At 77.3% G+C, this 25824-nt stretch carries 20 protein-coding genes; 9 read left to right on the forward strand and 11 right to left on the reverse strand.

Translation table 11 applies throughout. The features are described 5' to 3' along the window. Nucleotides 1-20 precede the first annotated feature (20 nt). From IH54_RS0118260 to IH54_RS0118270, 3 genes are read right to left on the reverse strand one after another with little or no spacing between them, the layout of a single operon-like run. On the reverse strand, nucleotides 21-2060 hold the full coding sequence (locus IH54_RS0118260; protein ID WP_031518053.1) for a metallophosphoesterase: 2040 nt from the start codon (nucleotides 2058-2060) through the stop codon (nucleotides 21-23). Continuing rightward, entirely contained in the window at nucleotides 2057-7060 is a 5004-nt protein-coding gene (locus IH54_RS41745; protein WP_052397593.1) for an FtsK/SpoIIIE domain-containing protein, read from the reverse strand. Before IH54_RS41745 ends, IH54_RS0118260 begins: the two co-directional genes overlap by 4 nt. A gap of 52 nt (nucleotides 7061-7112) precedes the next feature. Further along, nucleotides 7113-7799, reverse strand: coding sequence for an SLATT domain-containing protein (locus IH54_RS0118270; protein ID WP_031518057.1), 687 nt, complete (start codon nucleotides 7797-7799; stop codon nucleotides 7113-7115). A gap of 210 nt (nucleotides 7800-8009) precedes the next feature. Here IH54_RS0118270 and IH54_RS0118275 point away from each other — a divergent pair, with 210 nt between their 5' ends. Together IH54_RS0118275 and IH54_RS0118280 are read left to right on the forward strand one after the other, a co-directional pair. Next, nucleotides 8010-8837 (forward strand): aldo/keto reductase, encoded by an 828-nt coding sequence (locus IH54_RS0118275; RefSeq protein ID WP_031518059.1) that lies wholly within the window; start codon nucleotides 8010-8012, stop codon nucleotides 8835-8837. Nucleotides 8838-8974: 137 nt separating this feature from the next. Next, entirely contained in the window at nucleotides 8975-9706 is a 732-nt protein-coding gene (locus IH54_RS0118280; protein ID WP_031518061.1) for a class I SAM-dependent methyltransferase, read from the forward strand. A gap of 120 nt (nucleotides 9707-9826) precedes the next feature. Here IH54_RS0118280 and IH54_RS0118285 read toward each other — a convergent pair whose 3' ends face one another. Continuing rightward, nucleotides 9827-10582: a Clp protease N-terminal domain-containing protein gene (locus IH54_RS0118285; RefSeq protein ID WP_031518063.1), complete on the reverse strand. Its 756-nt coding sequence runs from the start codon at nucleotides 10580-10582 to the stop codon at nucleotides 9827-9829. A gap of 97 nt (nucleotides 10583-10679) precedes the next feature. Between IH54_RS0118285 and IH54_RS0118290 the strand changes: the two genes are divergently transcribed. Continuing rightward, nucleotides 10680-11261, forward strand: coding sequence for a TetR/AcrR family transcriptional regulator (locus tag IH54_RS0118290; RefSeq protein ID WP_031518065.1), 582 nt, complete (start codon nucleotides 10680-10682; stop codon nucleotides 11259-11261). A gap of 99 nt (nucleotides 11262-11360) precedes the next feature. Continuing rightward, entirely contained in the window at nucleotides 11361-12122 is a 762-nt protein-coding gene (locus IH54_RS0118295; RefSeq protein WP_031518067.1) for an SDR family NAD(P)-dependent oxidoreductase, read from the forward strand. A gap of 52 nt (nucleotides 12123-12174) precedes the next feature. Here the strand turns inward: IH54_RS0118295 and IH54_RS0118300 are convergent, their stop codons facing one another. Further along, nucleotides 12175-14259: an alkaline phosphatase family protein gene (locus IH54_RS0118300; RefSeq protein WP_031518069.1), complete on the reverse strand. Its 2085-nt coding sequence runs from the start codon at nucleotides 14257-14259 to the stop codon at nucleotides 12175-12177. A 352-nt stretch (nucleotides 14260-14611) separates the two neighbouring features. Between IH54_RS0118300 and IH54_RS0118305 the strand changes: the two genes are divergently transcribed. Both IH54_RS0118305 and IH54_RS0118310 read left to right on the forward strand, forming a co-directional pair. Continuing rightward, nucleotides 14612-15406: an MBL fold metallo-hydrolase gene (locus tag IH54_RS0118305; protein ID WP_031518071.1), complete on the forward strand. Its 795-nt coding sequence runs from the start codon at nucleotides 14612-14614 to the stop codon at nucleotides 15404-15406. Then, nucleotides 15403-16029, forward strand: a complete 627-nt coding sequence (locus tag IH54_RS0118310) for a DedA family protein (RefSeq protein ID WP_031518073.1) — start codon at nucleotides 15403-15405, stop codon at nucleotides 16027-16029. The genes IH54_RS0118305 and IH54_RS0118310 overlap by 4 nt, the downstream gene beginning before the upstream one ends. 441 nt (nucleotides 16030-16470) lie before the next feature. Here IH54_RS0118310 and IH54_RS0118315 read toward each other — a convergent pair whose 3' ends face one another. The 6 genes from IH54_RS0118315 to IH54_RS0118340 all read right to left on the reverse strand — a co-directional run bounded on the left by IH54_RS0118315 (nucleotide 16471) and on the right by IH54_RS0118340 (nucleotide 23584). Continuing rightward, entirely contained in the window at nucleotides 16471-17499 is a 1029-nt protein-coding gene (locus IH54_RS0118315; protein WP_052397594.1) for an MBL fold metallo-hydrolase, read from the reverse strand. 89 nt (nucleotides 17500-17588) lie between these two features. Further along, the gene (locus tag IH54_RS0118320; protein ID WP_052397595.1) at nucleotides 17589-18803 is read right to left on the reverse strand and encodes an aminotransferase class I/II-fold pyridoxal phosphate-dependent enzyme; all 1215 of its coding nucleotides are present in this window, start codon (nucleotides 18801-18803) and stop codon (nucleotides 17589-17591) included. A 237-nt stretch (nucleotides 18804-19040) separates the two neighbouring features. Next, entirely contained in the window at nucleotides 19041-19709 is a 669-nt protein-coding gene (locus IH54_RS0118325; protein WP_031518079.1) for an HAD family hydrolase, read from the reverse strand. Nucleotides 19710-19764: 55 nt separating this feature from the next. Further along, nucleotides 19765-20187: an SseB family protein gene (locus tag IH54_RS0118330; RefSeq protein ID WP_031518081.1), complete on the reverse strand. Its 423-nt coding sequence runs from the start codon at nucleotides 20185-20187 to the stop codon at nucleotides 19765-19767. 139 nt (nucleotides 20188-20326) lie between these two features. Then, nucleotides 20327-21394: an RNA ligase (ATP) gene (locus tag IH54_RS0118335; RefSeq protein ID WP_031518083.1), complete on the reverse strand. Its 1068-nt coding sequence runs from the start codon at nucleotides 21392-21394 to the stop codon at nucleotides 20327-20329. A gap of 132 nt (nucleotides 21395-21526) precedes the next feature. Beyond that, nucleotides 21527-23584 carry a DUF5107 domain-containing protein gene (locus tag IH54_RS0118340; RefSeq protein WP_031518087.1) on the reverse strand — a complete coding sequence of 686 codons (2058 nt, stop codon included), beginning with the start codon at nucleotides 23582-23584 and terminating at the stop codon, nucleotides 21527-21529. 244 nt (nucleotides 23585-23828) lie between these two features. On the opposite strand from IH54_RS0118340, the gene IH54_RS0118345 reads away from it, so the two are divergent. The 3 genes from IH54_RS0118345 to IH54_RS0118355 are packed head-to-tail and all read left to right on the forward strand — an operon-like array spanning nucleotide 23829 to nucleotide 25789. Further along, nucleotides 23829-24653, forward strand: a complete 825-nt coding sequence (locus IH54_RS0118345) for a maleylpyruvate isomerase family mycothiol-dependent enzyme (protein WP_078862321.1) — start codon at nucleotides 23829-23831, stop codon at nucleotides 24651-24653. 31 nt (nucleotides 24654-24684) lie between these two features. Continuing rightward, nucleotides 24685-25347, forward strand: a complete 663-nt coding sequence (locus IH54_RS0118350; RefSeq protein WP_159011924.1) for a hypothetical protein — start codon at nucleotides 24685-24687, stop codon at nucleotides 25345-25347. A 4-nt stretch (nucleotides 25348-25351) separates the two neighbouring features. Beyond that, entirely contained in the window at nucleotides 25352-25789 is a 438-nt protein-coding gene (locus IH54_RS0118355; protein ID WP_052397596.1) for an ankyrin repeat domain-containing protein, read from the forward strand. Nucleotides 25790-25824: the final 35 nt, after the last annotated feature.

A 25824-nucleotide genomic window follows, 5' to 3' on the forward strand; every position in this document is an offset into this window, starting at 1 on the left:
CGGCCCGGCGGGCAGCGCACTCACGCGTCCGCGCACAGCGCCGCGAGGTCGTGCTCCTCGGCCGCGCCGGGGCGGAAGGCGTGCGCCGGGCCCGGGGTCCACTGGCCGCCGTCCAGCCGGACGGTGCGCAGCGCGAGCGTGTGGTCGCCGCCCTCACGGGCGACGAACAGCTCGTTGTAGCCGTTGCGCTCCTCCGTCTCGCGGCTGGCCAGCGCGGGGGCGCCGGCGATCCGCATGGTCCACGGTGGTCCCGCGTCCAGCAGCCGCTCGGCCGCCGCGAAGCCCAGGTGGGTGTGGCCGTGCAGCACCACGGACGTGCGGGCGGCGGCCAGCGCGCGCTTCGCCTGCCCCGCGTTGACGACGCCGGAGTACGGCGCGACCTCGACCGCGGGCACGGGCGAGAGCGGGTGGTGCAGCGCGGCGACGGTGACGACGCCGGGCTGCGGCGCGAGCCGGTCGAGCACCCCGCGGGCCACCACGCCGGGGTCGTGCCGCTCGAAGTCCCGTACGAGGGCCGCGATGTCCGCACCCGCCCCGGCGTTCGCGGCCACGTACCGCTCCTGGAAGGCGCGCAGCCGCTCGCGGTCGGCGTCGTGGGCCGCCTCGCCGCCGGACTCGGCGCTGCCGAGCAGCGCGAAGCGCAGCCCGACGTCCGGGTAGTCGACGTAGAGGCGGCGCTGCCCCGGGTCGGCGAGGTGCAGGTCGGGGTGCGGCAGCCCGTCGAAGGCGGCTGCGAACCAGCGGTGCCTGGCCTGCGGGGATTCGTCGAGGGCCAGGTCCCAGGAGACGTCGTGGTTGCCGCCGACGAGCAGCACGCGGGGGTCGTCGTCCCGCAGGTCGCGGTGCGGGGCGAGGAGAGCGGCCAGCTCCGCCAGCCAGGCGCGGGCGCATTCGCCGTGGCCGTCGAGCGGGCGGTCGACGAGGTCGCCGGTGACGACGAGCAGGTGCGGGGCACGGCCCCGGTCGGCGAGCCGGCGCACGTGGTCGAGGTAGCTGTCGAGCGCGGTGCCCGCCCCGGCGAGGGCGGCGATGGCCTGCCCGGCGCCGGTGAGGTCCCTGGCGTCGACGGTGTCCGAGAGCCGCCCGCCGTGGTGCAGGTCGGATATGTGGTGGACGCGCAGCACCTCGGGCAGGTGGCGGCCGAGCACCGGGTCGTCGGCGAGCGACCCGCCGGGCCGCAGGTGCCCGGGCACGGGCCCCCCGGTGCCGGACGCGGCCCCGTACACGTGGAGGGTGCTGTCCTGCACGGGGCGAGCAGCGGCGGGGAGGCCGGCGGCCCGCCAGCGGGCGGCGCGCAGGGCGGCGCGGTGCGTCTCGGCGAGGCCGCCGCGGAACCACTGGCGGATGTACTCGTGCCGGTCGTCGGCCTCCTCGGCGGCGGCCCGCAGCAGCGCGGCGTACCCCTCGCCGGTGCGCAGCTCGGGGTGCTCCTCGGCGGTGTGCAGGAGGAGTTCGAGCAGGAAGGTGGTGTGCAGCCAGCCGGGGTCGGCGGCGCGCAGCCGCTCGACGAGCGCGGGCGCCCACTGCGGTGCGCGGGCGGCCATCCGCGCGCACTCGTCCGCGTCGAGCACGGGCGGGCGCAGCAGGTCCTTGGGCACGTCGGGGCCGAGGTGCGGGACGAGCAGGGCGCTCTCGGCGGGGGTGGCGAGGACCAGCGCGGTGGCGCCGGTGTCGCGTATCCGGTGCAGGCCGGCGGCGAGGACGGCGGGGTCGACGCCGGGACCGCCGGGGCGGGCGAGCGCGGGCTCGTCGACGACGACGAGCTGCCCGGGACCGGCCGGCGGCGCTGCCTTGGCCCCGGTCAGGCAGCCCAGCCGGGTGGTGCGGACCGACGCCGGGGACCGCAGGTCGACCCGGACGGTGCCGCCCGGCGGCCGGGCGGCGGCGATGCCCTGGGCCAGCCAGGTCTTGCCCGCCCGGCGCGGCATGACGGCCACCCAGGCCGCGCTGTTGGGCGCGGCGCCCTCGGCGGTGGCACGGATCCAGCTGGGCATCCGCCCGTTGCCGAGCCTGACGTCGAGGTCGGCGCGGTAGGACTGGCTCGGCCGGAAGACGCTCATACGGCCCACTCCCCTGTTTCCCCGTCACGCAGCGAGATGTCGTTCCTGGCGATCCAGCCGAGCAGCGGCGGGTCGTGCAGCCACTGCTCGCCGGGGCGCAGCAGCCCCGCGTCGCGCAGGTCCTGGCGCTGCGCGGGGGTGGCGCGGGCGGGCAGTTCGCCGGGGTCGGCGAGCAGCGCGGCGCGCCCGGCGGGGCCGATCTCGGCCCAGCGGGACTGGAAGTGCAGCGACCACTCGTCGAGCAGCCGCCGTTCGACCAGCGAGCGGAGCGCCGCGTCGCCGGTCAGCGGGCTCAGGTCGTTGCCCTGGACGGCGCGTACGACGGCGTCGCCGACGACCTGGAGGTAGAACGGCCAGCTGCCGACGGTGCGGACGATGGCGGCGGCCGTGGTGTCGCGGTCGATGGCGACGCCCAGGTTGGCGGCGGTGCCGGACAGGAAGTCCAGCGCGGCCTCCTCGTCGAGCGGTCCCAGCAGCCGGGCGTTGACGTCGTTGCCGAAGCTGGAGCCCGGCGCGGTGAGCGCCCGGCGCACGACCGTCCGCCAGTCCTTCTCCGTGCCGGTGTACAGCAGCCAGGCGCCCGCCTGGCCGAGGTCGCGCAGCCAGGAGACGGCGACCGGGTCGTAGTCGGCGAGCCGGCCCACCTCGTCGAGCAGGAAGACCAGCGGGGCGCCCCCGGACGCGGCCTTGTCGAGCAGCGCCTCGGCGGGGCTCGCGGCGTCGCGCACCGTGCGGCAGAGGATGCCGGCGAGCGCGTCCGGGCTGTCGACGGGGGCGCTGGGCGGCGGCACGGCCAGCCGGTGGACCTCCTCCCGGCCGCCGTCCGCGGCCAGCCGCCGGGACAGCTCCTCCAGCACCCAGGTCTTGCCCGCCCGGCGCGGCCCGAGCAGCGCGGCCGAGGCGCCGGTGGACTGCCGGTCGCGCAGCCATGCGAGGACGTCCTCCCGGCCGACCGGGCGGCCCATGCCGGGGCCGACGTGGAACTGCTCGGCGGCGCGCGGCGCGTCGTCGATGGTGAACGGCCGCCGGGTGTGCGGGACGTGCGCGTCGCGCTCGCGCAGCCGGGCGGCCAGCGCGGCCAGCGCGTCGCTCTGCCCGCGCGAGCTGGGGCCGCCCTCCAGCAGCGCGATCTGCACCTCGCACGCGCTGAACGCGCGCAGGGCGCGGCCCGGCTGCAGGTGGCCGAGCGGCGGGTCGACGCCGAGGCGCCGGTAGTCGTCCTTGTCCCTCCGGTCCAGCACCAGGTGGTCGGTCACCAGCGCGGCGGTCCGCTCGTCCAGGCCCGCCGCGTCCGCGGTGAGCACGACGCGGATGCCGACCGGGCCGCCGTCGCGCATCAGCAGCCGCAGGTCCTCCGCGACCCGCTCGCCGTCGACGCGGCCGGTCAGCTCGCGCAACCCCTCCCAGCGGTCGACCAGCAGCACCAGCCGGGGCAGCCGGCGGTCGGCGGGCACGGCCTGCCGCTGCGCGGCGAGGTCGGTGAAGCCGCCTTCGGCGAAGAGCTGCCGGCGGGTGTGCAGGGCGGCGGTGAGCCGGCTGACCAAGCGGGCCAGGTGGTCGGGGCGGCCCCGGGTGACCACGGTGCCGCAGTGCGGCAGCCGGCCGAGCACCTGGAGGGCGCCGTTGCCGCAGTCGACGCCGAAGAGGTGGACGTCGGCGGTGGAGTGCCGCTCCGCCAGGGCGGCAGCCAGGGTGCGCAGGAACTGCGACTTGCCGGTGCGCGGCCCGCCGGTCGCCGCCAGCAGCCCCTCCCCGGCGACGTTGAAGCGCGCGGGCTGCTTCCCGACCTCGTCGGCCAGCTCCTCCAGCCCGTACGCGACGCCGACCGGTGCCGCGGCGCCGCCGGGCGGCTCGGGCACCTCCGTGAGGCCGGGCAGCTCCGGCAGGCTGACGACCGCGGGCAGCGGCTCGGGCAGCGGGCCGGGCAGCGGCTGCACCCCGGTGCGCAGGGCGGCGGCCCGTACGGCGGCCACCAGCAGGTCCAGGTCGGTCCCGCCGGGCGGGTCGGCGGGGCGTACGGCCACGGCGCCGTCGTGCACGGGCACGGAGCGGGGCGTGTCGAGGTCACGGACGGTGATCGCGGCCGCCGGGGACATCGGCGAGACCAGGTCGACGGCGACGGAGGCCTGGAATTCCGTCAGCTCCTGCACCCCGGTACGCACGAAGGCCCGGCCGGGGCTGGAGCGGGGGATCCCGGCCGCGTCGGGCGCGTCGACGACGGCGGCGCTCTCGGCGGCGTCCCCGAGCCGCAGCGCGATCCGCAGGTTGGTGGTCGCCCTGATGCCCTCGGTCACGCTGCCCGCGGGGCGCTGGGTGGCGAGCACCAGGTGGATGCCGAGCGGGCGGCCGCGCTGGGCGACGTCCAGCATCCCGGCGCGCAGCTCCGGGCGGCCGCCTGCGAGGTCGGCGAGTTCGGCGACCACGAGCACCAGCCGGGGCATGGGCGGCAGCGACCGGTCGCGGTCGCGCAGCCGCTGGTAGTCGTCGACGTCCTTGACGGCGTGGGCGGCGAGGCGCGCGTCGCGGGCGCGCAGCTCGGCGAAGAGCCGGCCGAGGACGCGTTCGGCCTCCCGGGCGTCGATGTCGGTCACGACACGGGTGACGTGCGGCAGCTCGGCGGCGGGGCCGAAGGCGCTGCCGCCCCGGTCGTCGAACAGCACGAAGATCATCTCGTCCGGCCGGTTGGCCACCGCGAGCGAGACGACCCAGCTGCGCAGGAATTCGACCAGCCCCGAACCCGGCCGCCCCGCGACCAGGGCGTGCGGGCCGTCCGCGCGCAGGTCCAGCGCGAACGGCGCCGCGGCGACCTGCCCCACGACCGCGGCCGTCGCGCGCGGCACCGCCGACCAGCGGGCCTCGACCGTCCCTGCGCACTCCTCGACGTCGGCGACGTCCAGCCCGAGCAGTTCGGGCAGCGGCAGGGCCGCGAGGTCCGCGGCCCGCCGTACGGCCCCGGCGTCGCGTACCGGCGCGAGGGCGCGGGCCGCCGCCTCGAACCAGCCGGGCCGCGGCAGGTCGGCCAGCACCGGCAGCGCGGGCCCGCCGGCCGGCCCGGCGGTCGAGCCGGTGCCGTCGCCGATGTCGACCAGGTAGCCGCACTCGGCTGGCAGTTGGCGTACCTCCGAGCCCAGGCAGACCAGGTGCACCCCGACCGCGGGCCCCTCCTGGAGCAGCCGGCCGACGCCCGGCAGGGTGCGCAGCCGGCGTATCCCGTCCAGCACGAGCAGGACGGCGGGGCGGTGGCGGACGGCGGGGGCACCGGCCGCGCTGTCCGGAGCCGAGGCGCCGGGAGCGCCGCCCCTGCCGGGGGACGGCACGGCACCGCGGGCTGCCGCGCGCCCTGCCGCGTCGGCCGGACCGTCTGCGAACGGCGCCGATGCCGGGCCGGGAGCCCCGCCGGACCACTTCGCAGAAGCCGCGCGCCCGTCGGGCGTTGCTCCGGCGGCCCGAGCAGCGTCTGCGGGGTCGGCCGGACCGTCGGCGAACGGCGCCGCGGACGCGGCACTCCGGTCCGGCGCCGGCGGCCCGCCGGAGGCGCCTGCGGACCGCGCCGCCGACGCGGCGCTCTGGCGGTCGGTCACCAGGCGCAGCAGCGCGTCGATCTGCCGCGCCACCGACGTGGGGTCGGCGTGCACGCGCGGGGCCCGGTCCTCGTCGAGGGCCGCGGAGGAGTGGGGGAGCCAGCGCGTCCACCGCCAGTCGGCAGCGCCCGAGGCGTCGGTGAGCACGCGCACGGCGACGTCCTCGGGGCTGTGGTGGGCGGCGGCCTGGAGGACGAGCCAGGACGCGAGCCGCCGAGAGCGGTCGCCGGTGCCGACGACGCCGGTGACGCGGTGCCGGGGCAGTACGGCGACGGCGGGCAGGGCGCGGTCCCCCAGTGGGGAGTGGCGGTCCGGCTCGCTCTGCCCCTCGGCCGGCGCCGGCAAGGCGGTCCGCAGCCCGCAGCGCAGCGCCAGGAAGTCGGCGTCCTGCGGGCCGCGCTGCCAGAGCGTGGCCGGGCGCCGGACGATGTCCCAGGCGAGCGCCGCCGGGTCGGGGTAGGACACCGCCAGCCGGTCCACGGCCGCGTCGGCCAGTTCCTCCAGCGTCCGACGCTCCTGCCACCGCGGCCAGAGCACCGGGACGTCGGCGGCCGCGGACAGGACCAGCTCCAGCAAGCGGTCCTGGTGGCGCCGCCGCGCACGCACCTCGCGGGCCGCCCGGCTGTAGGAGAAGTACCGGCGTTCGGGTGCGACGGGCGCCGTCGCGGGCGGCTGCGGGACGCCGTCAAGGACCGGACGGGGCGAGGACCGCGCCCGCGGGTCGAGCAGCAGCGTGCCGTGGTCGCCCGGCGGGAGGGCGCCGAACTCCGTCGGCTCCCCGCGGAACCACAGCAGGCAGCTGCGCCCCACGGTGAGCAGCGTGCCCTCCTTCCAGACCGTTCCCCGCGCGGGGGGCTCCCAGCCGGGCACCGCCGGCTCGCCGGTGGCCCTGACGACGCGGCTCTCACCGAGGCTGACCGTCGGGACCAGCAGGTTGGTCTGGCGGACGAACTCGCCGGCGAAGTCGACCACGAGGCCGTCGCCCTCGGCGAGCTGGCGGGGGAAGAGGGCGGCGGCCCGGGGGATCTCGTCGGTGACCACCGCCTCCGCCCCGGCGCCTTCCCCCGTGACGATCCGCACCGTGGCCTCGACCTGCCCGCCGTCCGCCGGCCGCACGGAGTACGGCGGCCGGACCAGTGGTTTCCCCAGCCCGACGCGCACGCCGTCGCGCAGCGGCGACTCCGCGAGCGTCAGCCAGGGTGGCAGCTCCTCGCTCCCGGCGTAGAGCCGCAGTGCCGTCGCGCCTGCGCGGCGCGGGTAGGACAGCGGCACGGGCGTGCTCTCGGGGACGCGCACGGTGGCCGCCCACTCCCGACCGAACCGCGCGGACAGGTCCCACATCCGCGCGGACTCGGGCGCGTACAGCTCGATGTCGTGCTCGACGCCGTCCACGGTCACCACCGTGAGGATCCTGCTCATCGGCCCGCCGTCCCGCCCGCGCCCGCGCGGCCGCCCCCTAAGCCCGTCCCGCTCAGCGCTCCACCCCCGGAAGCGTGCGCTGGCCCTGCAGTTCGCTGATGCCGGCGCTGAACTCGGCCTGCCAGTCGGCCGTCTCGCCGTCGATGCGGGCGCGGACCGAGCCGGCGAGCCGGGCGACGAGGGCCAACTGCCGCTCCAACTCGGCCGGTTCCAGCAGCCGGTCCGGGTCGGCTGCTGCGGGTCCGGCGCGCAGCATGTCGGTGGCCCACTCCAGCCGTACCGCGTTGAGCTCGGTGCGCAGCGCGTGCGCGACGGTGATGTCCCGCATCCAGGCCGCGCTCAGCCCGAAGTAGTGGTCGAAGCCCTTGCAGCCCGCGGCGACCGCGAGCAGCACGTAGCCCCAGCCCTGGCCCGAGCCGCCGGCGGCGGCCGTGCCGAGCGGCACCGCGGCGCCGGCCACGGCGCAGGCGATGGCGAGGCCCTGGAGCAGGCGCGAGCCGATGCGCTTGAGCCGCTTGTCGTCGAGGTACCAGGCGATGGCGGTCTCGGCGTCCAGCTCGGCCCATTCGCGCAGCCGCGCCAGCGTCTCGCGCTGGACCGCCGGGTCGGTCGCGGCGGCCACCGGAACGGCCGGGAAGGGCTGCGCCTGCAGATCCCCGCGGCGCCACTGCCCGCGCGGCGCCGCGGGCGCGCCGCCCTCCCGCGCGCCCTGCTCCGCCGTCGCTCCCCGCCCCGCCATCGGTCCCGCTCCCCTCACTCCCGGGCCGGGCCCGGCCCCCCGCGCGTGAGGTTAGCGGCTGAGGTCACCGCCGGGCGGGGGAATGCGGCGATCGGGCGCCGGGTTGTACGTGCTCGGTCCGCTCCGGCCCGCCGGCCGCCGCGGACCGCGGGCTGCGGCCTGCCCGGCCGTACGCCCACCGCCCCCGACCCAAGGAAGGCCCGACCTCTCGTGAGCAAGGTCCCCGACGTAGCCCTCAACAACGGCGTCACGATGCCGCAGCTCGGCTTCGGCGTCTGGCAGGTGCCGGACGACGAGGCGGAATCCGCGGTCGCGACCGCGCTGGACGCCGGCTACCGCAGCATCGACACCGCCGCGCTGTACGCCAACGAGGAGGGTACCGGCCGCGCGCTGGCCGCCTCCGGACTGCCGCGCGAGGAGCTGTTCGTCACCACGAAGCTCTGGAACAGCGACCAGGGGTACGACTCCGCCCTGCGCGCCTTCGACACCTCGCTGGGCAAGCTGAAGCTCGATTACGTCGACCTCTACCTGATCCACTGGCCGCAGCCGCGGCGCGACGCGTATACGGAGACGTGGCGCGCGCTGGAGCGGATCGCGGCCGACGGCCGGGCCCGGGCGATCGGTGTGTCCAACTTCCAGCCCGCGCACCTGCGGCGGCTGGTCGACGGTTCGCCGACCGTGCCCGCGGTGAACCAGATCGAGCTGCACCCGCAGCTGGCGCAGTCCGAACTGCGCGCGGTGCACGCCGAACTGGGCATCGCCACCGAGGCGTGGTCGCCGCTCGGCCAGGGCAAGGGCCTGCTCGAAAGCCAGGTCGTCGCCCGGGTCGCCGAGCGGCACGGCAGGACTCCCGCGCAGGTCGTGCTGCGGTGGCACCTCCAGCTGGGCAACGTGGTGATCCCCAAGTCGGTGACGCCGTCGCGGATCCGGGAGAACATCGACGTCTTCGACTTCGCGCTGGCGCCGGAGGACCTGGCCGAGCTGGCGGCCCTCGACGACGGCACGCGCCTGGGCCCGGACCCGGACGCCTTCGGCTGAGCCGCCCGCCCCGCGGGCTCCTGCCTCACGCCGGGCCCGGGCCTCACGCCGGGCCCGGGCCGCGCGCACCGGTACGTAACACAGGTGCAAGCCCCCGGGCAGCCGGGAGTTCATCTGCGACACCTACCATCGACCGCATGCTGGACTACGAGGTGGAGGCGGCGCGCTACGACGCGACGCGCGGCGGGGAGCCGCGAGCGCGGGCGGCGGCACGGGCCGTGCTCGCGCTCCTGCCCGAGCGGACCCGCACCCTGCTGGACGTGGGGTGCGGCACGGGGCTGCTGACCGAGCGGCTGGCGCGGCCGGGCCTGCGGGTCTTCGGCGTGGACGCGGCACACGGGATGGCCCGCCTCGCGGCGCGCCGGACGGGCGGCGCGGTGGTGCTCGGCGACTGCCACCGGCTGCCCTTCGCCGACGCCTCGCTGGACGCGGTGTGCGCGGTGTGGCTGCTGCACCTGCTGCCGGACTCGCCGCGGGTCATAGCCGAGTGCGCCCGGGTGCTGCGGCCCGGCGGGGTGTTCGTGACGACGGTCGACAAGGACTCGGGCCATGACGTGGACAGCGACGTCGACGAGCTGATGGCGCCCTTCCGGTCGCGGCGGACGGCGTACGACGCGGACGAGCGGGTGCGCGCGGTGGCCTGCGAGCACGGGCTCGGCCGGGCGGGCGAGGCGCGCTTCACCGGGCACGGGCAGGGCAAGTCCCCGGAGCGGGCGGCGCAGGACGTGGCGCGCGGCTACTTCGCGTCGGCGCTGTCCCTGGACGATGCGGAGCAGCAGTCGCTCGCCGCGCGCATAGCCGGGCTGCCCGATCCGGACGTGCCGCGCGGCGACCCGGTCTACCGGCTGCTGGCGCTGCGCAAGAGCTGAGACCCCGCCGGGCGGGGCGACGGCGGTCCCTGCGGGGCCGTCGCCGCGCCCGTCCGGCGTACGGGGAGACGGGCGGACGGGTGCGGAGGCGGGCGGGGTGCGGAGGCGGGCGGGCGGCCTTCAGGGTGTCCCGGCGCCGGGGGCCTTGGGCTGGTCGTCGCTCTTCCAGGAGATCCGCGCCAGGGTGGCCAGCACCCACTGCTCCACGGCCTGGTGCGTGACGCCGAGGCCGGTGAGCGCCCGGGCGGACGGCTCCTGGTCGTCGCTGAGGACGCCGAGCAGGATGTGCTCCGTGCCGATGTAGTTGTGGCCGAGCCGCAGGGCCTCGCGCAGGATCAGCTGCAGGGTCTTCTTGGCGGCCGCGCTCACCGGCAGGTTGCCGGCCGGCGGCTCGTCCTCGGTGCCGGGCGTGGTGACGGCGGCGCGTACCGCGTCGGGGGTGGTGCCGAGATCGGTGAAGGCCTGGGCGGCGAGGGTGTCGGGCTGGGCGAGCAGGCCCAGGACGAGGTGCTCGGGCCCGATGACGGCGTGCCGTCCGGCTCGGGCCTCCTCCTGGGCGGCGCTGACCGCGTTGCGGGCGCGCGGGGTGAAGCGGGTGAAGCCGGACTCGGTGAGGTCGAAGTCCTCGGGCCCCTTGAGCACGAAGCGCTTCTGGGCGGCCTGCTTGGTGACGCCCATGTGCCGGCCGATGTCGGTCCAGGAGGCGCCCGCGCGCCGGGCCTGGTCGACGAAGTGGCCGATGAGGTGGTCGGCGACGTCGTCGAGGTGCGCGGCGACGGTCACGGCGTGTTCGAGGTTCTGGAGCGGGTCGCTCCCGGGGTGCTGGTTCTTGACGAAGTCGATGAGGTCGTCGAGCCGTACGGGGTGCTTGTCCATGCGTCAACGGTAGGTTGACGGATCTCAGTCGTCAACCACGAGTTGACGTTCGCACTATTCTTGACCGCTCGTTCTGCTATGACCTAGGGTCCTGGCCATGGCCAGGACCAAGGAGTTCGACCCGGACGCCGCGCTCCAGGCTGCACTTGAGCTGTTCTGGGAGCGGGGGTACGAGGCGACCACCATGTCCGCGCTCGTCGAACGCCTCGGCGTGGCGCGGGCCGGCATCTACGCGACCTTCGGCAGCAAGCACGACCTCTACCTGCTCGCACTGCGCCGCTACGGCGAACTGTGCGACCCGGTGCTGCTGGAGGAGCTGTCCCGGCCGGGCCCCGCACTCCCCGCCGTCCGCGCGCTGGTCGGGCGCTTCGCGGCGGAATCCGCGTGCGACGAGCTGCGCCGCGGCTGCTTCATGACCAACACCGCCGTCGAACTGGCCCCGCACGACAGCGCCGCGGCGCGCCGGGTGGAGGCCAGCTGGTCCGTCCTGGAGACGGCGCTGACCTCGGCGCTGCTGCGCGCCCGGGCGCAGGGCGAGCTGCCCGCCGGGCGCGACCCGCGGGGGCTGGCCCGGATGCTGCTGGTGCTGCTCCAGGGGATGCGGGTGGTCGGCAAGGCCGGCGCGGACCCCGAGCGGGCGCGGGACGCGGCGGAGCAGGTGCTCGCACTCATGGGCTGACTCCCGCCCGTGCGGCACCTTCGTACGGGCGGCGCACCCCCCGGTCCGGGCCCCGCGCGCCCTCATTCCAGAATGTTCGTTCTCATATCAGGAGACGCAATGTCCGACAGGTTCACCGGCCAGGCCGTGCTCGTCACCGGCGGTGGCAGCGGTATCGGGCGCGAGGTCGCGCTCGCCTTCGCGCGCGAGGGCGCCCGGGTCGCGGTCGCCGGCCGCACCCGGGAGGCGCTCGACGGGACCGTCGCGCTCGCCGCCGCCGCCGGGGGCACGGCCGTCGCCGTCACCGCCGACGTCACGGAGGCGGCGGACGCCGAGCGCATGGTCGCCGAGGCAGCCGACCGGCTCGGCGGCCTGGACGTCGCCGTCAACGGCGTCGGCATCTTCCTCGCGCCCGGCCCGGTCGGCGACATGGCCGAGGACGACTGGCGGCGCACCCTGGACACCAACCTCACCGGGCTGTGGCTGTCGATGAAGTACGAGATCGCGCGCATGCGCAAGGGGGGCGGCGGCGCCATCGTCAACATCGCCTCCAACATCGGCGCCCACCGCCGGGCCGCGGGCCTGGGCGCGTACGCCGCGAGCAAGGCCGCGGTCAGCGTGCTGACGCGCACCGCCGCGCTGGACCACATCGCGGAGGGCATCCGGATCAACGCGGTCAGCCCCGGCCCGGTCGACACCCCGATGTCCACCCGCCCCGGCGAGACCCCGGCGCAGAAGGCGGAGCGGCTGCGCGCCGAGCTGCCGCTCGGCCGCGCCGCGAGCACCGCGGAGGTCGCGGCGGCCGTCCTCCACCTCGCCTCCCGCGAGGCGGGCGCGACGGTCGGCACGGACCTGGTGCTGGACGGCGGCGCGACGGCGTAGCCCGCCGGGGGCGGTACGCGCACCTCGTGCCGCCATCGCGGCGCGCGAGCGTTCAGGGGCGGACGGCGGTGCCCGGTGTCCGCGGGGCGGGGGGTCGCGCCGCGGGGACGCGGCTCCGGACCGGGCCGGCGGCGGGCTCGCAGACGGGCCCGTTCGCGGTGGGGGTGGGCCCGCCGGCGGGGGCGAGCCAGCCGTAGAAGAGGGCGTGCAGCGCCTCAGCGCCCACGACCGGCGTGCGCGGCAGCGGCAGGTCCGCGGGCGAGAGCAGGAAGGGGTGGGACTGCGGGCCGCCCAGCCCGCCGTGCGAGCCCGCCTGCTCCTCGAAGGCGTGCACGCTGCCGCTGCGCGGGTCGACCGCGGAGTTGACCATCAGGTCGGCGGTGTGCGGGAAGGCGTCCGCGCGCAGCACCGCCGCCGCGGCGCCCGGGCCGAAGCCGGCCAGCGGGTCGGGCCCCGTGACCCGGCCGGTGGCCAGCTCGTGCTCGCCGCCGTCCGCGCCGAGCGCCAGGGGCCCGCGCTCCGCGCTGCGCACCATCACGAAGCCGATACCCGGGTGCGCGGTCAGCGCGGGCAGCAGGTTCGGGCTGCGGCGGCGGATCTCCTCCAGCGTCGCCCGCCCCGGGATGTCCGGGAAGGCCACCAGGCCGAGGTTGCCCGAGGCCAGCACGACCGGTTCGGACCGCGGCCCCGCGCACTCCGCCTCCTCCGGCGCCCGCCGCCCGCGTTCGGGCCTGCGCAGCGCGCTGCGGGCCGCCGCCCGCGCCTCCGTGCCCGTACGCCGGCCGCGGCCGCGGCTCACCGGCGGCAGCCCGCACCCGGCGCGCACCACCTCGCGCAGCCCCTCGCCGTACGCGTCCTCGAACGTCGCGCCGCCGCTCTGCCCGTGGTCGGACAGCAGCACGAAGCGGTACGGGCGCGGGGCGTAGCGCGCGGCGTCGGCGATCAGCCGGATCGAACGGTCCAGCCGCGCCAGCACCTTGCGCGCGTCGCGGCTGTGCGGGCCCGAGTGGTGCGCCACCTCGTCGTACGCGACCAGGTCCGCGTAGACGGCGGTGCGCCCGGCGAGCATGTCGCCGACCACCGCGGCCACCGCGACGTCCCGCTCCACGACCGTGGCGAAGGCCCGCAGCACCGGGTACAGCCCGCCGCGCCCGATCCGCGGCCGGTCCCTGCGCAGCCGCGACGCGGTCGACTCGCCGATCTCCCGGCCCACTTCGGCGACGAACGACCACGCGGTGCGCACCGCGTTCGCGGGGTCCGAGAAGTACGCGAAGTAGCCGGAGCGGGAGCGGCTGAACTTGCCGCGCTGCGCCGCGACCGACATCACCAGCGCGGACTGCTCGGCGCCGCCGGTGAACAGGTTGCCGCGGCTCGCGCCGTCCGCGGCCAGCAGCCCGGGGCAGCCGGTGCGCGCGACCGCCCGCCGCTCCAGCTCGGCGGCGCTGGAGGGGCGGTTGCACACCATGACCTGCCCGGTCTCCTTCTCGAACCAGCGGAAGGCGGGGACGTCGTGGTTGCTGCCGTGCAGGATGGCGAGCTGGCTCGCGCCGGTCTGGCTGCTCCAGTCCGTACGCCACGCGGTGAGCCGGTGGGTGCCGTCGGCGAGCCAGCCCGCGAGCGTCGGCATCGCCGGGGAGCCGCCGGTCAGGGCCGCGCGCAGCACGTCGTGGCCGACGCCGTCGAGCTGCAGGAAGACCGTGCCGGGCGTCGTCGGCAGCGGCGGATCGCCGGCCCGGCGACGCCGGCGGCCCGCGAGCCGCGCCAGCCGCCGCCCGTACGCGGCGTCGTCCCGCACGGCGAGCGCGGTGCTCGTCGCGGAGGAGGCCGCGGACATCACCGCCGCGATCACCACGGCCGTCACGGGCGTGACCTCGCCGCGGCCGCCGGGCGTGAGGTCCAGCGCGACGAGCAGCAGCGAGCCGTTGAGGAAGAACACGAGCGCGCCCAGCACCAGCGCGGGCACCAGCAGCAGCGCTCTGACCAGCAGCGGCCACACCAGCGCGCTCAGCACGCCGAACGCGCCCGCGCCGTATGCCGCCGTCACGGCGATCTGGGTCGGGCTGTCGCCGCTCGGGGCCTCGATCCGGAAGTCCGGCAGCAGCCACGCGAGTACGGCGAGGGTGGCGGTGGCCACCATCCACACGACGACAACGCGTCCGACCGCCCGCAGAGCGGCGCGCCCCGCGGCCCGTTCCCGCTTCCCACCCGGCTGAGGCACGGCTCCCACCCTGCCACATCCCCGGCGGGACCTGCGCGGACGTCCCGGCGGACGCGGGCCCGGGCCTCCCGGCCCGGTGGAGTGCGGCAGGCCCTCACCGGACCGACCGCCGGTCCTTGTCGCGCGGTTGTCCCCCGGAGCGCGCCCGGGAGGTCCCCCCTGGCGGGGCGCCGGCGCGCAGGTGCGGGCCTCCTGCCCGGAGGGGCTGGGCGGGGCGAGCAGCGGGCGGCGGCGTACGGTGCGGGGAGGGGTGGTGAGAGGAATGCGGGTGGTGGACGTGGAGATCACATGGTGGGGGCACGCCATGGTGAGCGTGCGGGACTCCGGGGTGACGGTGCTCACCGATCCGCTCTTCACCCGGCGGCTCGCGCATCTGCGGCGGCGCCGGGGGGACGTGCCGCCGGCCGGGGCGGCGCGGGCCGACGTCGTCCTCGTCTCGCATCTGCACGCCGACCACCTGCACGTCGGGTCGCTCGCCCGGCTCGCCCCCGGCACGCGGGTGCTGCTGCCGCGCGGCGCCGGTGCGGCCGTGCCCGCCCTGCGCCGGGTGCGGGACCGGCTGCGGCTGACCGAGGTGGGGCCCGGCGACACGTTCGACGCGGGGCCGGTGACCGTACGGGCCGTGCCCGCCGCGCACGACGGGCGTCGGGTGCCGTTCGGGCCGCAGCGGGCACCCGCGCTCGGGTACGTCGTCGAGGGCGCCGCCCGCACGTACTTCGCCGGTGACACCGGCCTCTTCGACGGCATGGCCGAGGCCGTCGGGCCCTGCGACGCCGCACTGCTCCCGGTCGGCGGGTGGGGCCCCTTCCTCGGCCACGGCCACCTCGATCCCGCGCGCGCCGCCCAGGCCCTCGCACGGCTGCGGCCGCGCGTCGCCGTGCCGGTGCACTACGGCACGTTCTGGCCCATCGGCATGGACGCGGTCCGCCCGCACGAATTCCACTCCCCGGGCGAGGAGTTCGTGCGGCTCGCCGCCCGCACCGCGCCCGGCGTCGCCGTGCACTGCCCCGCGCACGGCGGGACCGTACGGGTGCCCGACGCCGCCGGGCGGGAGACCACCGGGTGATCGGCTTCCTCGCCACCGCCGCGACGACCGCCCGCCCGCCGTCCTCCGAGAGCACCCAGCAGGCCGTCGGCTACCCCTCGCTCTTCCTGCTCGTCGTGCTGGGCTCGCTCGTACCCGTCGTGCCGACCGGGGCGATCGTGTCCGGCGCGGCGGTCGTCGCCTTCCACCAGACCGACCCCTTCGCGCTGCTCGGCGTCTTCTGCGTCGCCTCCCTCGCGGCGCTCATCGGCGACGTCGGCCTCTACCTGCTGGGGCTTCGCGGCGTGCGGTCGCGCGGCGGGTCGCGGTGGCTGCGGCGGCTCCAGGAGCGGGCGGACGAGCGCACGCTCGCGACCGCGCAGCGGCGGCTGGAGGAGCACGGGGCCGCCGTGCTCGTGCTCTCCCGGCTTGTGCCGGCGGGGCGGATCCCCGTCATGGTCGCGTGTCTGCTCGCGGAGATGCCGCTGCGGAAGTTCGTGCGGGGGGACGTCTTCGCGTGCCTCGCGTGGGCGGCGACGTACCAGCTCATCGGGATCCTGGGCGGCTCCCTCTTCCCCGAGCCCTGGCAGGGCGTCGCCCTCGCGGTGGCCCTCACCTTCGCCATCGCCGCCGCCCCGGCCCTCCTCCGCCACGCCCGTTCCTGAGGCCACGCGAACCCTCCGGGCCGCCCCGGAGGTGCTTTGCGCGCTCGTCCGCCGGTGTGCGGCCGGTCGCGCAGCTGCCCGCGCTCCTGAAAACTCCTGCCCTGCGGCGCAAAGGCGGCTGCGTCCGCGTAAGACGGCGACAAACAGGGGCGCGGGGAACTGCGCGCCCAACCCCCACCGACGGAAGCTCGCGCGCGTCACCGCAAGGTGCAGCCCGGAGCGAAAAGGGGCGCGGGGAACTGCGCGCCCAACCCCCACCGACGGAAGCTCGCGCGGGTCACCGCAAGGTGCACCCCGGAGCGAAGTGGCGCGGGGGCACTGCGCGACCACCCACGACGGCGGGACGGTCGCGAGCCCCACCGCGAGCGGCGCCCCGCAGCGCAAAGGGGCGCGGGAAACTGCGCGCTCAGCCCCCACCGGCGGAAGGCCGCGGAGAAGGGCTCACGGCGCACCCCGTGGCGTCACCCCACGCCCGCCGGCGAGGCGGGACGCTCCGATGGGGAGGTCCCACAGGGCCGCGCGGGGCAGGCCCGCGGCGGACCACGCCGCGCGGAGCCGGGTGAGGGGTTCGAGCGGCGGCTCGCTGGAGAGCAGGAACGTCGCCCAGTGCATCGGCGCCATGACCGCCGCCCGGAGGTCGAGGAAGGCCCGCACGGCCTCCTCCGGATCGACGTGCACCCCCTTGAGCAGGCGCCGCGGCGCGTACGCCCCGATGGGCAGCAGCGCCACGTCGATCCCCGGGTACGCGCGGCCGATCCGCGCGAAGCAGTCCCCGTACCCGGTGTCCCCGGCGAAGTAGAGCCGCGGTCCCGCGGGGTCGGTGAGGACCCAGCCGCCCCACAGCGAGCGGCAGGTGTCCGTGAGGGTGCGCCTGCTCCAGTGGTGCGCGGGCACGAAGTCGAAGCGGACCCCGCCGATCTCCGTGGCCTCCCACCAGTCGAGCTCCGTCACCCGGGAGAAGCCGCGGCGGCGGCACCAGTTGCCGAGTCCGGCGGGCACGAGCAGCGGGGTGCTGCGGGGCAGCCGGCGCAGCGTCGGGACGTCGAGGTGGTCGTAGTGGTTGTGGCTGATGACGACCGCGTCGATACGCGGCAGCTCCTCCCACGGCACGCCGACGGGCGTGACGCGCGCGGGCGTCGCGGGGATGCGGCGCGACCAGACGGGGTCGGTGAGAACGGTCAGGCCCCCGACGCGCAGGACCCAGCTGGCGTGCCCGGCCCACGTCAGGGCCAGGGTGCCGGGCGGGGCGTCGGGCAGCGGCCCGGGCTCGACGGGCAGCAGCGGCAGCTGCCGCAGCGTGTGCGCGGGCGGCCGGACGACGCATTCGCGCACGGCTCGGACGACCGTGCGCAGCCCCGGCCGGGGTTCGGTGAGCCGGTCGGCGAAGGATTTCGGCCAGTTCCTGCGCTCGCCGGGCGGGCGCGGCGCGGTCGCGGTGGTGGCCGGCATCCGTTCGCTCTGATCGGTCATCGGGACTCCGTGCGGGGTGCGGGTTCGTCCGGTGGGTGCTCCGGCGGGTCGGTCCGTCCGGGGGATCGCGGTGGCCCCTCGAACGTAAGTCAGCGCCGGTCGCCCCGCGATCCCACGCCCGCCGAACCGCTGACCTCGACCGTGCCGGTCAGCGCGCTGACGGCCGCGCCGAGCGCGGCGAGGGCCTCGGCCACATGGGGGACGGCGAGCGGGTCGGCGGCGGTGAGCGCGGTGCGGCGCTCGCGGTCGGTACGGCCGTGCAGCGCGCCGGTGCCGATCCTGACCCGGGGCTCGGCCGGGTCGTCGCCGAAGCGGTGGCCGCCGGGGACGGTACGGCCCAGCGCCGCGCTCAGCCGCGCTTCCAGGGCGGGCGCGTCGAGCCCGGCGGCGTCGAGCCTCGGGTAGAGCTGGAAGCCGGCCTTCGGGGGCCGGCACACGCCGCCCGCGCCGGTGACCGTCCGGTGCGCCGCGGCGGCGACGCGCGCGTGCAGCCGGTTCGCCGCGGCGGTGAACCCGGTGACCTCGGCGGGCTCGGCCAGGACGTACGCGGCCGCGGCGGCGACGGGCGCCGGGAGGACGCCGCGCAGCGCGGCGAGGGCGGCGGCGGTGCGCTGCCGCCACGCGGTCCCGTGCGCGGTCGCGGGGAAGCGGGCGAGCGCCACGGGCACACCGGACGGGACGAGGGTGGCGCCCAGGTCGGTGAGCACCGCCGTGTGGTCGGGCAGCATCTCGGCGGGGCTGAGCAGCACGGTGTCACGGTGGTGCAGGGTGTCCGAGTAGGTCTCGTCGGAGACGATCTGGAGCCCGGCCTCGGCTGCGGCCTCGCACGTCTCGTGCAGCAGTTCGGGCGCGGTGACGGTGCCCGTCGGGTCGTCGGCGGCGGAGAGCACCAGCAGCCGCGGGTCGGCGCCCTCCGCGCGGGCCCGGCGGACGGTTTCCAGCAGCGCGATCGGGTCGGGCACCCCGCCGCCCTCGGGCGCGCTGGGCACGGCGTGCACGGGACGCCCGAGGAGCGCGGCGACAGGGGGCTGCCAGGCGGGTGCGGGGCGGGCGAGGACGGGGTCGCCGCCCGTGGCGGCGAGCAGCGCGAGCAGCAGCGGTTCCGCGCCGGGCGCGGCGACCACCTGCCCGGGGCCGCTCCACAGGCCCCGCCGGGTGAAGTAGCCGCACGCGGCCTCCAGCAGTCGCGGCCCGCCGCCCGCCTCCTCGCTGCCGGACGTGGCGGCGGCCAGATGCGCGTCCCAGTACGCCGGCACGGGCAGGCCGGGGTCGGGCCGGCCCCCGTACGGCACGCAGATCGCCATGGCCCACCTCCGCTCGGCGCTCCGCGGGGTCGCCCCCGTGGTGGTGGACGCCCCACATGCCCACCCTCCCTCTCCCGGGGGCTTCGCGCACGGCGGGACGGCCCGCCCGCGGTGGCGGGCTCGGCTGCTGCGCTCCGGAGTGCCGCTCACGGCCGGTGCCACGGCCTTCTGCCGGTGGTGGGCTGGTCGGCGCCGTTCTCCGAGACCCTCCACTCGCCCCGGGGGCCCGCGGGTCGGTCAGAGGCCCAGGAGGGACGGGAGGGTGCGCATGTCGGTGAAGACCGTGGTGGTGGGGCCGGTGAGGCGGTGGGCGGGGGTGAGGCCGCCGGCGTAGCCGAAGGAGGGCATGCCGGCGGCGCGGGCGGCGGTGACGCCGTAGGGGCTGTCCTCGACGACGGCGCAGCGGGCGGGCGGGACCCCGAGGGTGTGGGCGGCGTGCAGGAAGAGGTCGGGGGCGGGCTTGCCGCGGGGGACGTCGGCGGCGCTGAAGATGCGGCCGGCGAAGCGGTCGTACAGGCCGGTCCGGCCGAGCGAGCGGCGCAGCCCCGCGTGGCCGGTGCTGGAGGCCACACACATGGGCACCCCGCGGGCGGCGAGCGCGTCGAGGGCGACCTCGATGCCGTCGACGGCGGTGAGGTGGGTGTCGAGGGCGACACGCAGCCGGTGGCGCCACTCGGTGTCCCAGCCCTCGGGGAGCGGGTGGCCGAGGTGGGCCGCGATGTCGGCGCCGATGTCGGCGAAGGCGCGGCCGACGAAACGCGCGACGGCCTCGTCCTGCGGCATGGGCCAGCCCAGCCGGGCGAGCATCTCGACGTCGATGCCGATGGCGAGCCGCTCGCTGTCGACGAGCACCCCGTCGCAGTCGAAGATGACCAGGTCGGGAAGCTGTGCCGGGCCTTCGTTCACCCGTGTGAGCGTAGCCTGCCGGGCGGCCGCCCCCGCGGGCGGGCGCCCGGCACCATCAGTTGCTGCCGCCGACCAGCCCGGCGAGGGCGCGGACGCCCTGGCCGGAGATGCTGAGCGCGTCGGCGTTGCCGGTGTCGATCGAGAGGATCAGGTCGTCCGAGGGCCAGGCACCGCTCAGCGCGGCGAGCTGGACCAGCCGGTAGCGGCGGGTGGTGGGCAGGGCCTCGGCCATCCGGGACTCCGAGGTGAAGACGGGGACGAGCTGCCGCCCGTCGTTCTGCTCGTAGACGGGCAGCTGGATCTCGGGAGGAAGCTCGGCGGCGCCACCGGGCTGCTCGTCGCTGCCCGGCACCGGCAGCAGCACGTCGCTCACCGCGAGGGTGCTGAGCGCGACGACGTTCTCGCTGCCGTTCGCGATCTCGTGCAGCGCGCGCTGGGCGGGGGGCAGGGCGCCGTCGGGGCTGATGTCGTCGGTCATCGCTGGGTGTCCTCTCGCCGCTGGGCGGGCGTGGCTTGTCTCGCTGACCCCCAGCCGCGTACCCGTCCCTGGCCGGTCCATGCGGCACCGGGCGGGAAATGGCGCGGGCCCGCCCCCCGGAGGACGGGCCGCGCGGGCCTCACTCGTACTCGGTGCCGCCCTTGCGGGTCAGGTACGCGTCGCCGACCACCTTGGCGATCGCCCGGCCGCCGAGGACGGGGCTGTACGTGTCGTCGGCGGTGCGGACGACGACGCCCTCGCGGATGTGCACCTCGCGCCCCGAGACCGTCTCGCGGCCCTGCGCCAGCTCCAGCACCCGGTCGAGGTCGAAGGGGCCGTGGTAGAGGCGCGGGACGAGCGGCAGGTCACCGACCGGCAGCTCCGCCGGGTCCAGCCAGCGCAGCCGGCCGCCGATGTCGGCGCAGACGTCGAAGGCGGCGTAGCCGGGCAGCTCGCGGCGCGCGTCGACGCCGTAGCCGAGGTCCTGGACGCCGCCGCCGTAGACCTCGCCGTAGATGCCGACCCTGGCCGCGCCGAGGGTGCGGGCCAGCTCCGCGGCGAGAGCGGGCAGGCCGTAGCCGCGGACGGCGCGCCAGTACAGGTTGCCGGGTGCCTCGACGAGGGCGAGGCGCTGCGAGCCGAGACCCTTGGACGTGACGTGCAGGGTGCCGCCGTCCGCGTGGTACGTCAGGCAGCAGGCCGTGCCGTGGAGCTTCTCGGTGACGGTGACGAGGTCGCCGGCGGCGAAGATGCCGGGGTGGCGTTTGAGGTTCTCGATGTCGGTCCAGGGCAGCAGGTCGGGCGCGGACTCGACGTCGCCGCTCATCGACACCGGCACCGGCGGCACCCACTTGGTGATGCCGAGCCGCTCCGCGAAGTCCTCGTCCTCGGCGGCGGCGCGCTCCAGGTCGGCGTCGCCGAGCGCGGCCGGGCGGCAGACGATGCCCTGGGACAGCTCACCGCGCAGCCGTACCGCCTTGACGCGGTTGGCGGCGCCGCCCGCGAGCCGCCCGGTCAGGCCCAGCTCGCCGATCAGCGGGTCGGGCAGGACGGCCTGCTCGGGGATGTAGACGGCGAAGTCCCCCGTGCGGTAGGCGCCCTTGGCGACGACGGCGCGGTACAGGCCGACCTGCGCCAGCTCCAGCGCGTCGGCGTTCGGGTGCTCCGTGATGGTGAGCCGCTCGGCGGTCACCCGCAGTGTGGACATGGCTGTCCCCTCCCCCGGTGATGTGGTGTGGTCGCCCCCGGACCCGCCGGGGACGCGCTCACCACTGTGGCCGCGCGGGTCACGCGCGGGCCAACGGTTTTCGCCGCGGGAGGGGCGGTCGGTGACGGCCGGTCAGCTCTCCTCGGGGCGCATCAGGAAGTCGTAGTGCGCCGGCAGCGGGTGCGCGGCGCGGGCCTCGGCCCGTACCGCGTCGGTGATCTCGCCCTCCCCGGCGACCAGCCGCTCGGCCACCGCGGTCCAGGTGTCGCTCAGCTCCTCCGCGCCCTCACGCAGGTCGGCGAGGACGATCCCGGCGTCCAGCAGGGCGCGGGCGGCGGGCGCGTCGCCGCGGGCGAGCGCGGTACGGGCGCGCAGCAGCCGGATCCGGCCGTCGTCGAGCGGGGCGCCCCCGTCCAGGGCGGGGGCGGCGAGCAGCCGTCCGGCCTCGGCGGCGCGCCCGGCGTCCAGGAGTACGGGCACGGCTTCGGCGAGCAGCGCGCGCTGCACGTCCCGCACCTGCGGCCCGTACTGCTCGGCGGTGGCCGCCAGCTCGTCCCAGGCCGCGGTGTAGCGGTCGGCGGCCTGCTCGGTGCGGCCCCCGGCGGCGTCGGCGACGGCGAGGGCGCGGGCGGCCCACGGCGAGGGGTGGGCGGCGAGCGAGCGCTCCCAGCTGCGGACGGCCTGGGCCTGGTCGCCGGCGGCCCACTGGGCGATGCCGAGGTAGTAGTCGCGGAACCACTCGTTGCCGGGGTAGGTGTCGGCGGATTCCAGCAGCTCGCGCCACTGCGGCGCGACCAGGCCCGGGCCGGGCGCGGCGCCCGCCGGCGGGCGCGGGAAGACGCCTGCCAGCAGCAGTTCGAGCCAGGGCTTCTGCTGCTCGCCGAGGGTCGTGGCGTCGAAGGGCGTGCCGGGCAGCCGCAGGTGGCCGCGCTCGGCCTCCAGGGCGCCCCAGCCGGAGCCGGTGTGCAGGATCTCCTTGGGTTCGGCGTCGGCCTGCTCCAGCCAGTCGGCGTAGGCGGTGTCGACTGCGGCGCGCGGCAGCGCGGCCTCCAGCCGGGCGGCGGCCTCGGCGCGCGCGGTGCCCCAGTCGGCGCCGTGCACCAGGTCGGGGTCGGCGGCCAGCGGGCCGTACGCCTCCAGCCAGGACAGGTCGGTGTCGGCGGGCATCGGGATGTGCTCGAACTGGGTGCGCGCCAGGCCCGCCTGGATCTCCAGGTAGCCGCCCGTGCCGGGTTCGGTGAGCCACTCCTGCCAGCGGCGGCCGCCGCGGCCGCGGCCCCACCAGAAGACCTTCCGGCCCCGCAGCAGGTCGGTGGAGGTCTGGACGAGGCCCTGCCCGTCGCCGTCGAGCGCGGCGATCCAGCGGCGGTCGTCGCCGCGGATGTCGAGGAAGTAGTCGGCGGCGTGCTCGGAGCCGCCGGGGTAGCTCACGTCGGGGCCGCCGGGCTCGGGCGCGGGCAGGCCGACCTGCCGCAGCCGGCGCTGGTGGCCGAAGTGCCAGGCGGCCTGCGCGGGCGCCAGGACTCGGGTGCGGTCGGTGTCGGGGACCGCGGTGTTGGACCACCAGTAGGCGGGCACGGTGCGGTCGTGCGGGTTGCGCACCCGGACGCCGACGTAGAGGAAGTCGGAGTCCCCGGGCAGCCAGAAGTCGATCTGGAAGGCGAGGTCGCGCAGCCGCTCCCACTCCCACAGCCGCAGCATCTCGCCGCCGTCCGGGGCGGGCACCTTGGCGGCGTGCAGCGGGGCGCAGGTGTGCGCGGCGTGGCCGGTGGCGCCGAGGTTCCACTCGACCCCGCCGGAGAACCAGGCGCCGGCGAGCGCGAAGTCGGCGGGCTGGAGGACAGGGTTGCGGTAGAGGAGCTCGCGGCCGGTCGGCTTGTGGACGAGCGAGTGGAGCCGGCCGCCGAGTCCGGGCAGCACGGTGGCGCGCAGCCGGTCGTTCTCGACGACGAGGGCGTCGAGGTCGGCGGGCGCGCGGTCCCGGCCGTACCCGTCGAGGACGCGCACCGGCAGCACGGTGCGCAGCGGCGCGTAGCCGATCTGCCGGGCCATGTCGGCGGGCAGCCCGGGGAGGTCGGCCGGGTCGATCCGGTGCAGCTCGCCGTTCGGGTGCAGCGCGGGCAGCGGATTCTCCGGGCCGAGCGGGGCGGCCGGTAGGCGCACCGTCGTGGCGGTCACGGTCGTAGCCAAGGACACCTCATCCGGTTCTCGCTGGTGGGCCGCACCGCGCGGGTGCGGTGGGCCGCCGCGGGGCGGGTGCGTCCCGCGGGTCTGACGATCACCATGGAACAGCCTTCGCGGCGCCGTGAACAGGCCCCCCATGGCCGGATTCGGCCAAAGCCCCGCAAGCCGCACTCCGTTGCGGGGCGGCCGGTCCCGCCGGGGGTGTGCGGCAGGGGTCGGTATGTCGTCCTTCGCTGCTACAACGGAAGGCATGCAGTCGCCGCCGCAGTCGCCTCCCGCGCACCCGTACTCCTCGCCGCCGCCTTCCTCGCCGGACGCCTTCGACGGCCGGCTGGGGCTGATCGAGGAGCGGTCCGCCGCGCTGCGGGCGGCGGTGCGCGCGGCGCCGGAGGGCGCGGGGGTCCCGGCGTGCCCGGGCTGGACGGTGGCGGATCTGGTGGCGCACATGGGAGCCACGCAGCGGTTCTGGGCCGCGGTCGTCGCGGCGGGCCCCGCGCGGCGGCCGCCCGCCGACGCGGAGGTGCCGCACCGCACGCCCGCGGGCGAGCTGCTGGAGTGGTCGGCGGCCGGTACGGCGGCGCTGGTCGGGGCGCTGCGCGCCGCCGGGCCCGGGGCGCCGTGCTGGACGTGGTGGGCGGAGTCGGGGGCCCGCGCCACGGCGGGGGCGGTCGCGCGGCAGCAGGTCCGGGAGGCGGCCGTGCACGTACGGGACGCGCAGGAGGCCGCGGGGGCGGCCGAACCCGTGCCCCCGGGGGTGGCGCTGGACGCGCTGGACGAGCTGCTGCACGTCACCTTCGGCGCGATGGACGGCTGGCCGGATTCCCCCGCCCGGGTCGCGCTGGTCGCGGACGAGGGCCGCGCCTGGACGCTGATACTCGACGCGACGGGCGCCTCGGCCGTCCGCGGCTCCGCCGGGGCGGGCCGCCCGGAGGCGGACGCGACGGTGTCCGCGCCCGCGAGCGACCTGCTGCTCGCCCTGCACCGCCGACTGCCCTGGGACGACCCGGGGCCGCTGCGGGTGACCGGGGAGGCGGCCCTGGTGCGGCAACTGGCGGTCTGGTCGCCGCTGGGCTGAGCACGTACCGTCCTGAATGGGGGTGATGTCCATGTCAGGACGGCACCGGCACGCGGCCCCGATGGGCCGGGCGATCCTCTTGTCGTTACCGGCAGCCTGCCTGCTGCTGGCGGCGGGCTGCTCGACGGGCGGCCACGGCGCCGCGCACGACCCGCCGCCCGCGGCCTCCCCCGGCCCGCCGGTCGGCAGCATCGCCCATCCGCGCCCCGTGACCTGCGCCGACGGCCACACCACAGGAACGGTCCGGGGCACGCCCACGGCCGGCGCCGTGGACCGCCCGTGGGCGCCCGCCGCGCCGCCGGCCGCGCCCACCGCGAAGGACGTCAGGGTCGGCCCGCTGACCCTGCACGGCCTGCGCGCGCTGGAGGACGGCGACCAGAACGCGCACGGCGTCCACGACGCGGACGGCTGGCACTACATGATCGGCGCCGTCCTGGGCAGCGGCGGCCCGGTCACCGTCGTGATCGGCCCCGAGCAGCGGGCCCGCGCGGGCCTGGAGTTCGGCGGCGACCAGGGCCTCGCGCCGACCCCCGCGGTGACCTTCCAGGGCTGCCCCGGCGCGGCGACCGCGTACCTGGGGGCCTTCTTCGTCGCGGGCGACGGGCGGGCGTGCGTGCCGCTGGACATCCGGACGGGTGACGGCGCGCCGCAGCGCGTGGTGATCTCCTTCTTCGCGGGCCGCTGCCTAGTCTGACCCCATGAACGAGCCGACCCCCGGCCAGGGCCCCGCGCCCGCGGCCGACCAGGAGCCCGCGCACGACCCGGAGGTCCTGCAGCTCGCCTCCCAGGTCTTCGACCTGGCCCGGCGGGGGGACACCGACCGGCTCGCCGCCTACGTCGACGCCGGGGTTCCGGCGAACCTGACCAACGACCGCGGCGACACGCTGCTCATGCTGGCCGCCTACCACGGCCACGCGCCCGCCGTCCGGGCGCTGCTGGAGCGCGGGGCGGAGCCCGACCGCGCCAACGACCGCGGGCAGACCCCGCTGGCCGGCGCGGTCTTCAAGGGCGAGGACGACGTGGTCACCGCGCTCGTCGAGGCGGGCGCCGACCCGGAAGCGGGCGCGCCCTCGGCCGTGGACACCGCGCGGATGTTCGGCAAGGACGGGCTCCTGGAGCTGTTCGGCGCGCGCTGAGCCGACGGCCGGGTACGGGTCCGGGGTCGGGCCCG

It is taken from the genome of Streptomyces sp. NRRL F-5123 (genome assembly GCF_000721495.1).
In the GTDB taxonomy this organism is placed as follows: domain Bacteria; phylum Actinomycetota; class Actinomycetes; order Streptomycetales; family Streptomycetaceae; genus Actinacidiphila.

Bases quoted from the DNA above. Each gene is read 5' to 3' on its own strand.
- IH54_RS0118260 (WP_031518053.1), bottom strand. From the start codon at position 2,060: ATGAGCGTCTTCCGGCCGAGCCAGTCCTACCGCGCCGACCTCGACGTC.
- IH54_RS41745 (WP_052397593.1), bottom strand. From the start codon at position 7,060: ATGAGCAGGATCCTCACGGTGGTGACCGTGGACGGCGTCGAGCACGAC.
- IH54_RS0118270 (WP_031518057.1), bottom strand. From the start codon at position 7,799: ATGGCGGGGCGGGGAGCGACGGCGGAGCAGGGCGCGCGGGAGGGCGGC.
- IH54_RS0118280 (WP_031518061.1), top strand. From the start codon at position 8,975: ATGCTGGACTACGAGGTGGAGGCGGCGCGCTACGACGCGACGCGCGGC.
- IH54_RS0118285 (WP_031518063.1), bottom strand. From the start codon at position 10,582: ATGGACAAGCACCCCGTACGGCTCGACGACCTCATCGACTTCGTCAAG.
- IH54_RS0118290 (WP_031518065.1), top strand. From the start codon at position 10,680: ATGGCCAGGACCAAGGAGTTCGACCCGGACGCCGCGCTCCAGGCTGCA.
- IH54_RS0118295 (WP_031518067.1), top strand. From the start codon at position 11,361: ATGTCCGACAGGTTCACCGGCCAGGCCGTGCTCGTCACCGGCGGTGGC.
- IH54_RS0118300 (WP_031518069.1), bottom strand. From the start codon at position 14,259: ATGGTGGCCACCGCCACCCTCGCCGTACTCGCGTGGCTGCTGCCGGAC.
- IH54_RS0118315 (WP_052397594.1), bottom strand. From the start codon at position 17,499: ATGACCGATCAGAGCGAACGGATGCCGGCCACCACCGCGACCGCGCCG.
- IH54_RS0118320 (WP_052397595.1), bottom strand. From the start codon at position 18,803: ATGGCGATCTGCGTGCCGTACGGGGGCCGGCCCGACCCCGGCCTGCCC.
- IH54_RS0118330 (WP_031518081.1), bottom strand. From the start codon at position 20,187: ATGACCGACGACATCAGCCCCGACGGCGCCCTGCCCCCCGCCCAGCGC.
- IH54_RS0118335 (WP_031518083.1), bottom strand. From the start codon at position 21,394: ATGTCCACACTGCGGGTGACCGCCGAGCGGCTCACCATCACGGAGCAC.
- IH54_RS0118345 (WP_078862321.1), top strand. From the start codon at position 23,829: ATGCAGTCGCCGCCGCAGTCGCCTCCCGCGCACCCGTACTCCTCGCCG.
- IH54_RS0118350 (WP_159011924.1), top strand. From the start codon at position 24,685: ATGTCAGGACGGCACCGGCACGCGGCCCCGATGGGCCGGGCGATCCTC.
- IH54_RS0118355 (WP_052397596.1), top strand. From the start codon at position 25,352: ATGAACGAGCCGACCCCCGGCCAGGGCCCCGCGCCCGCGGCCGACCAG.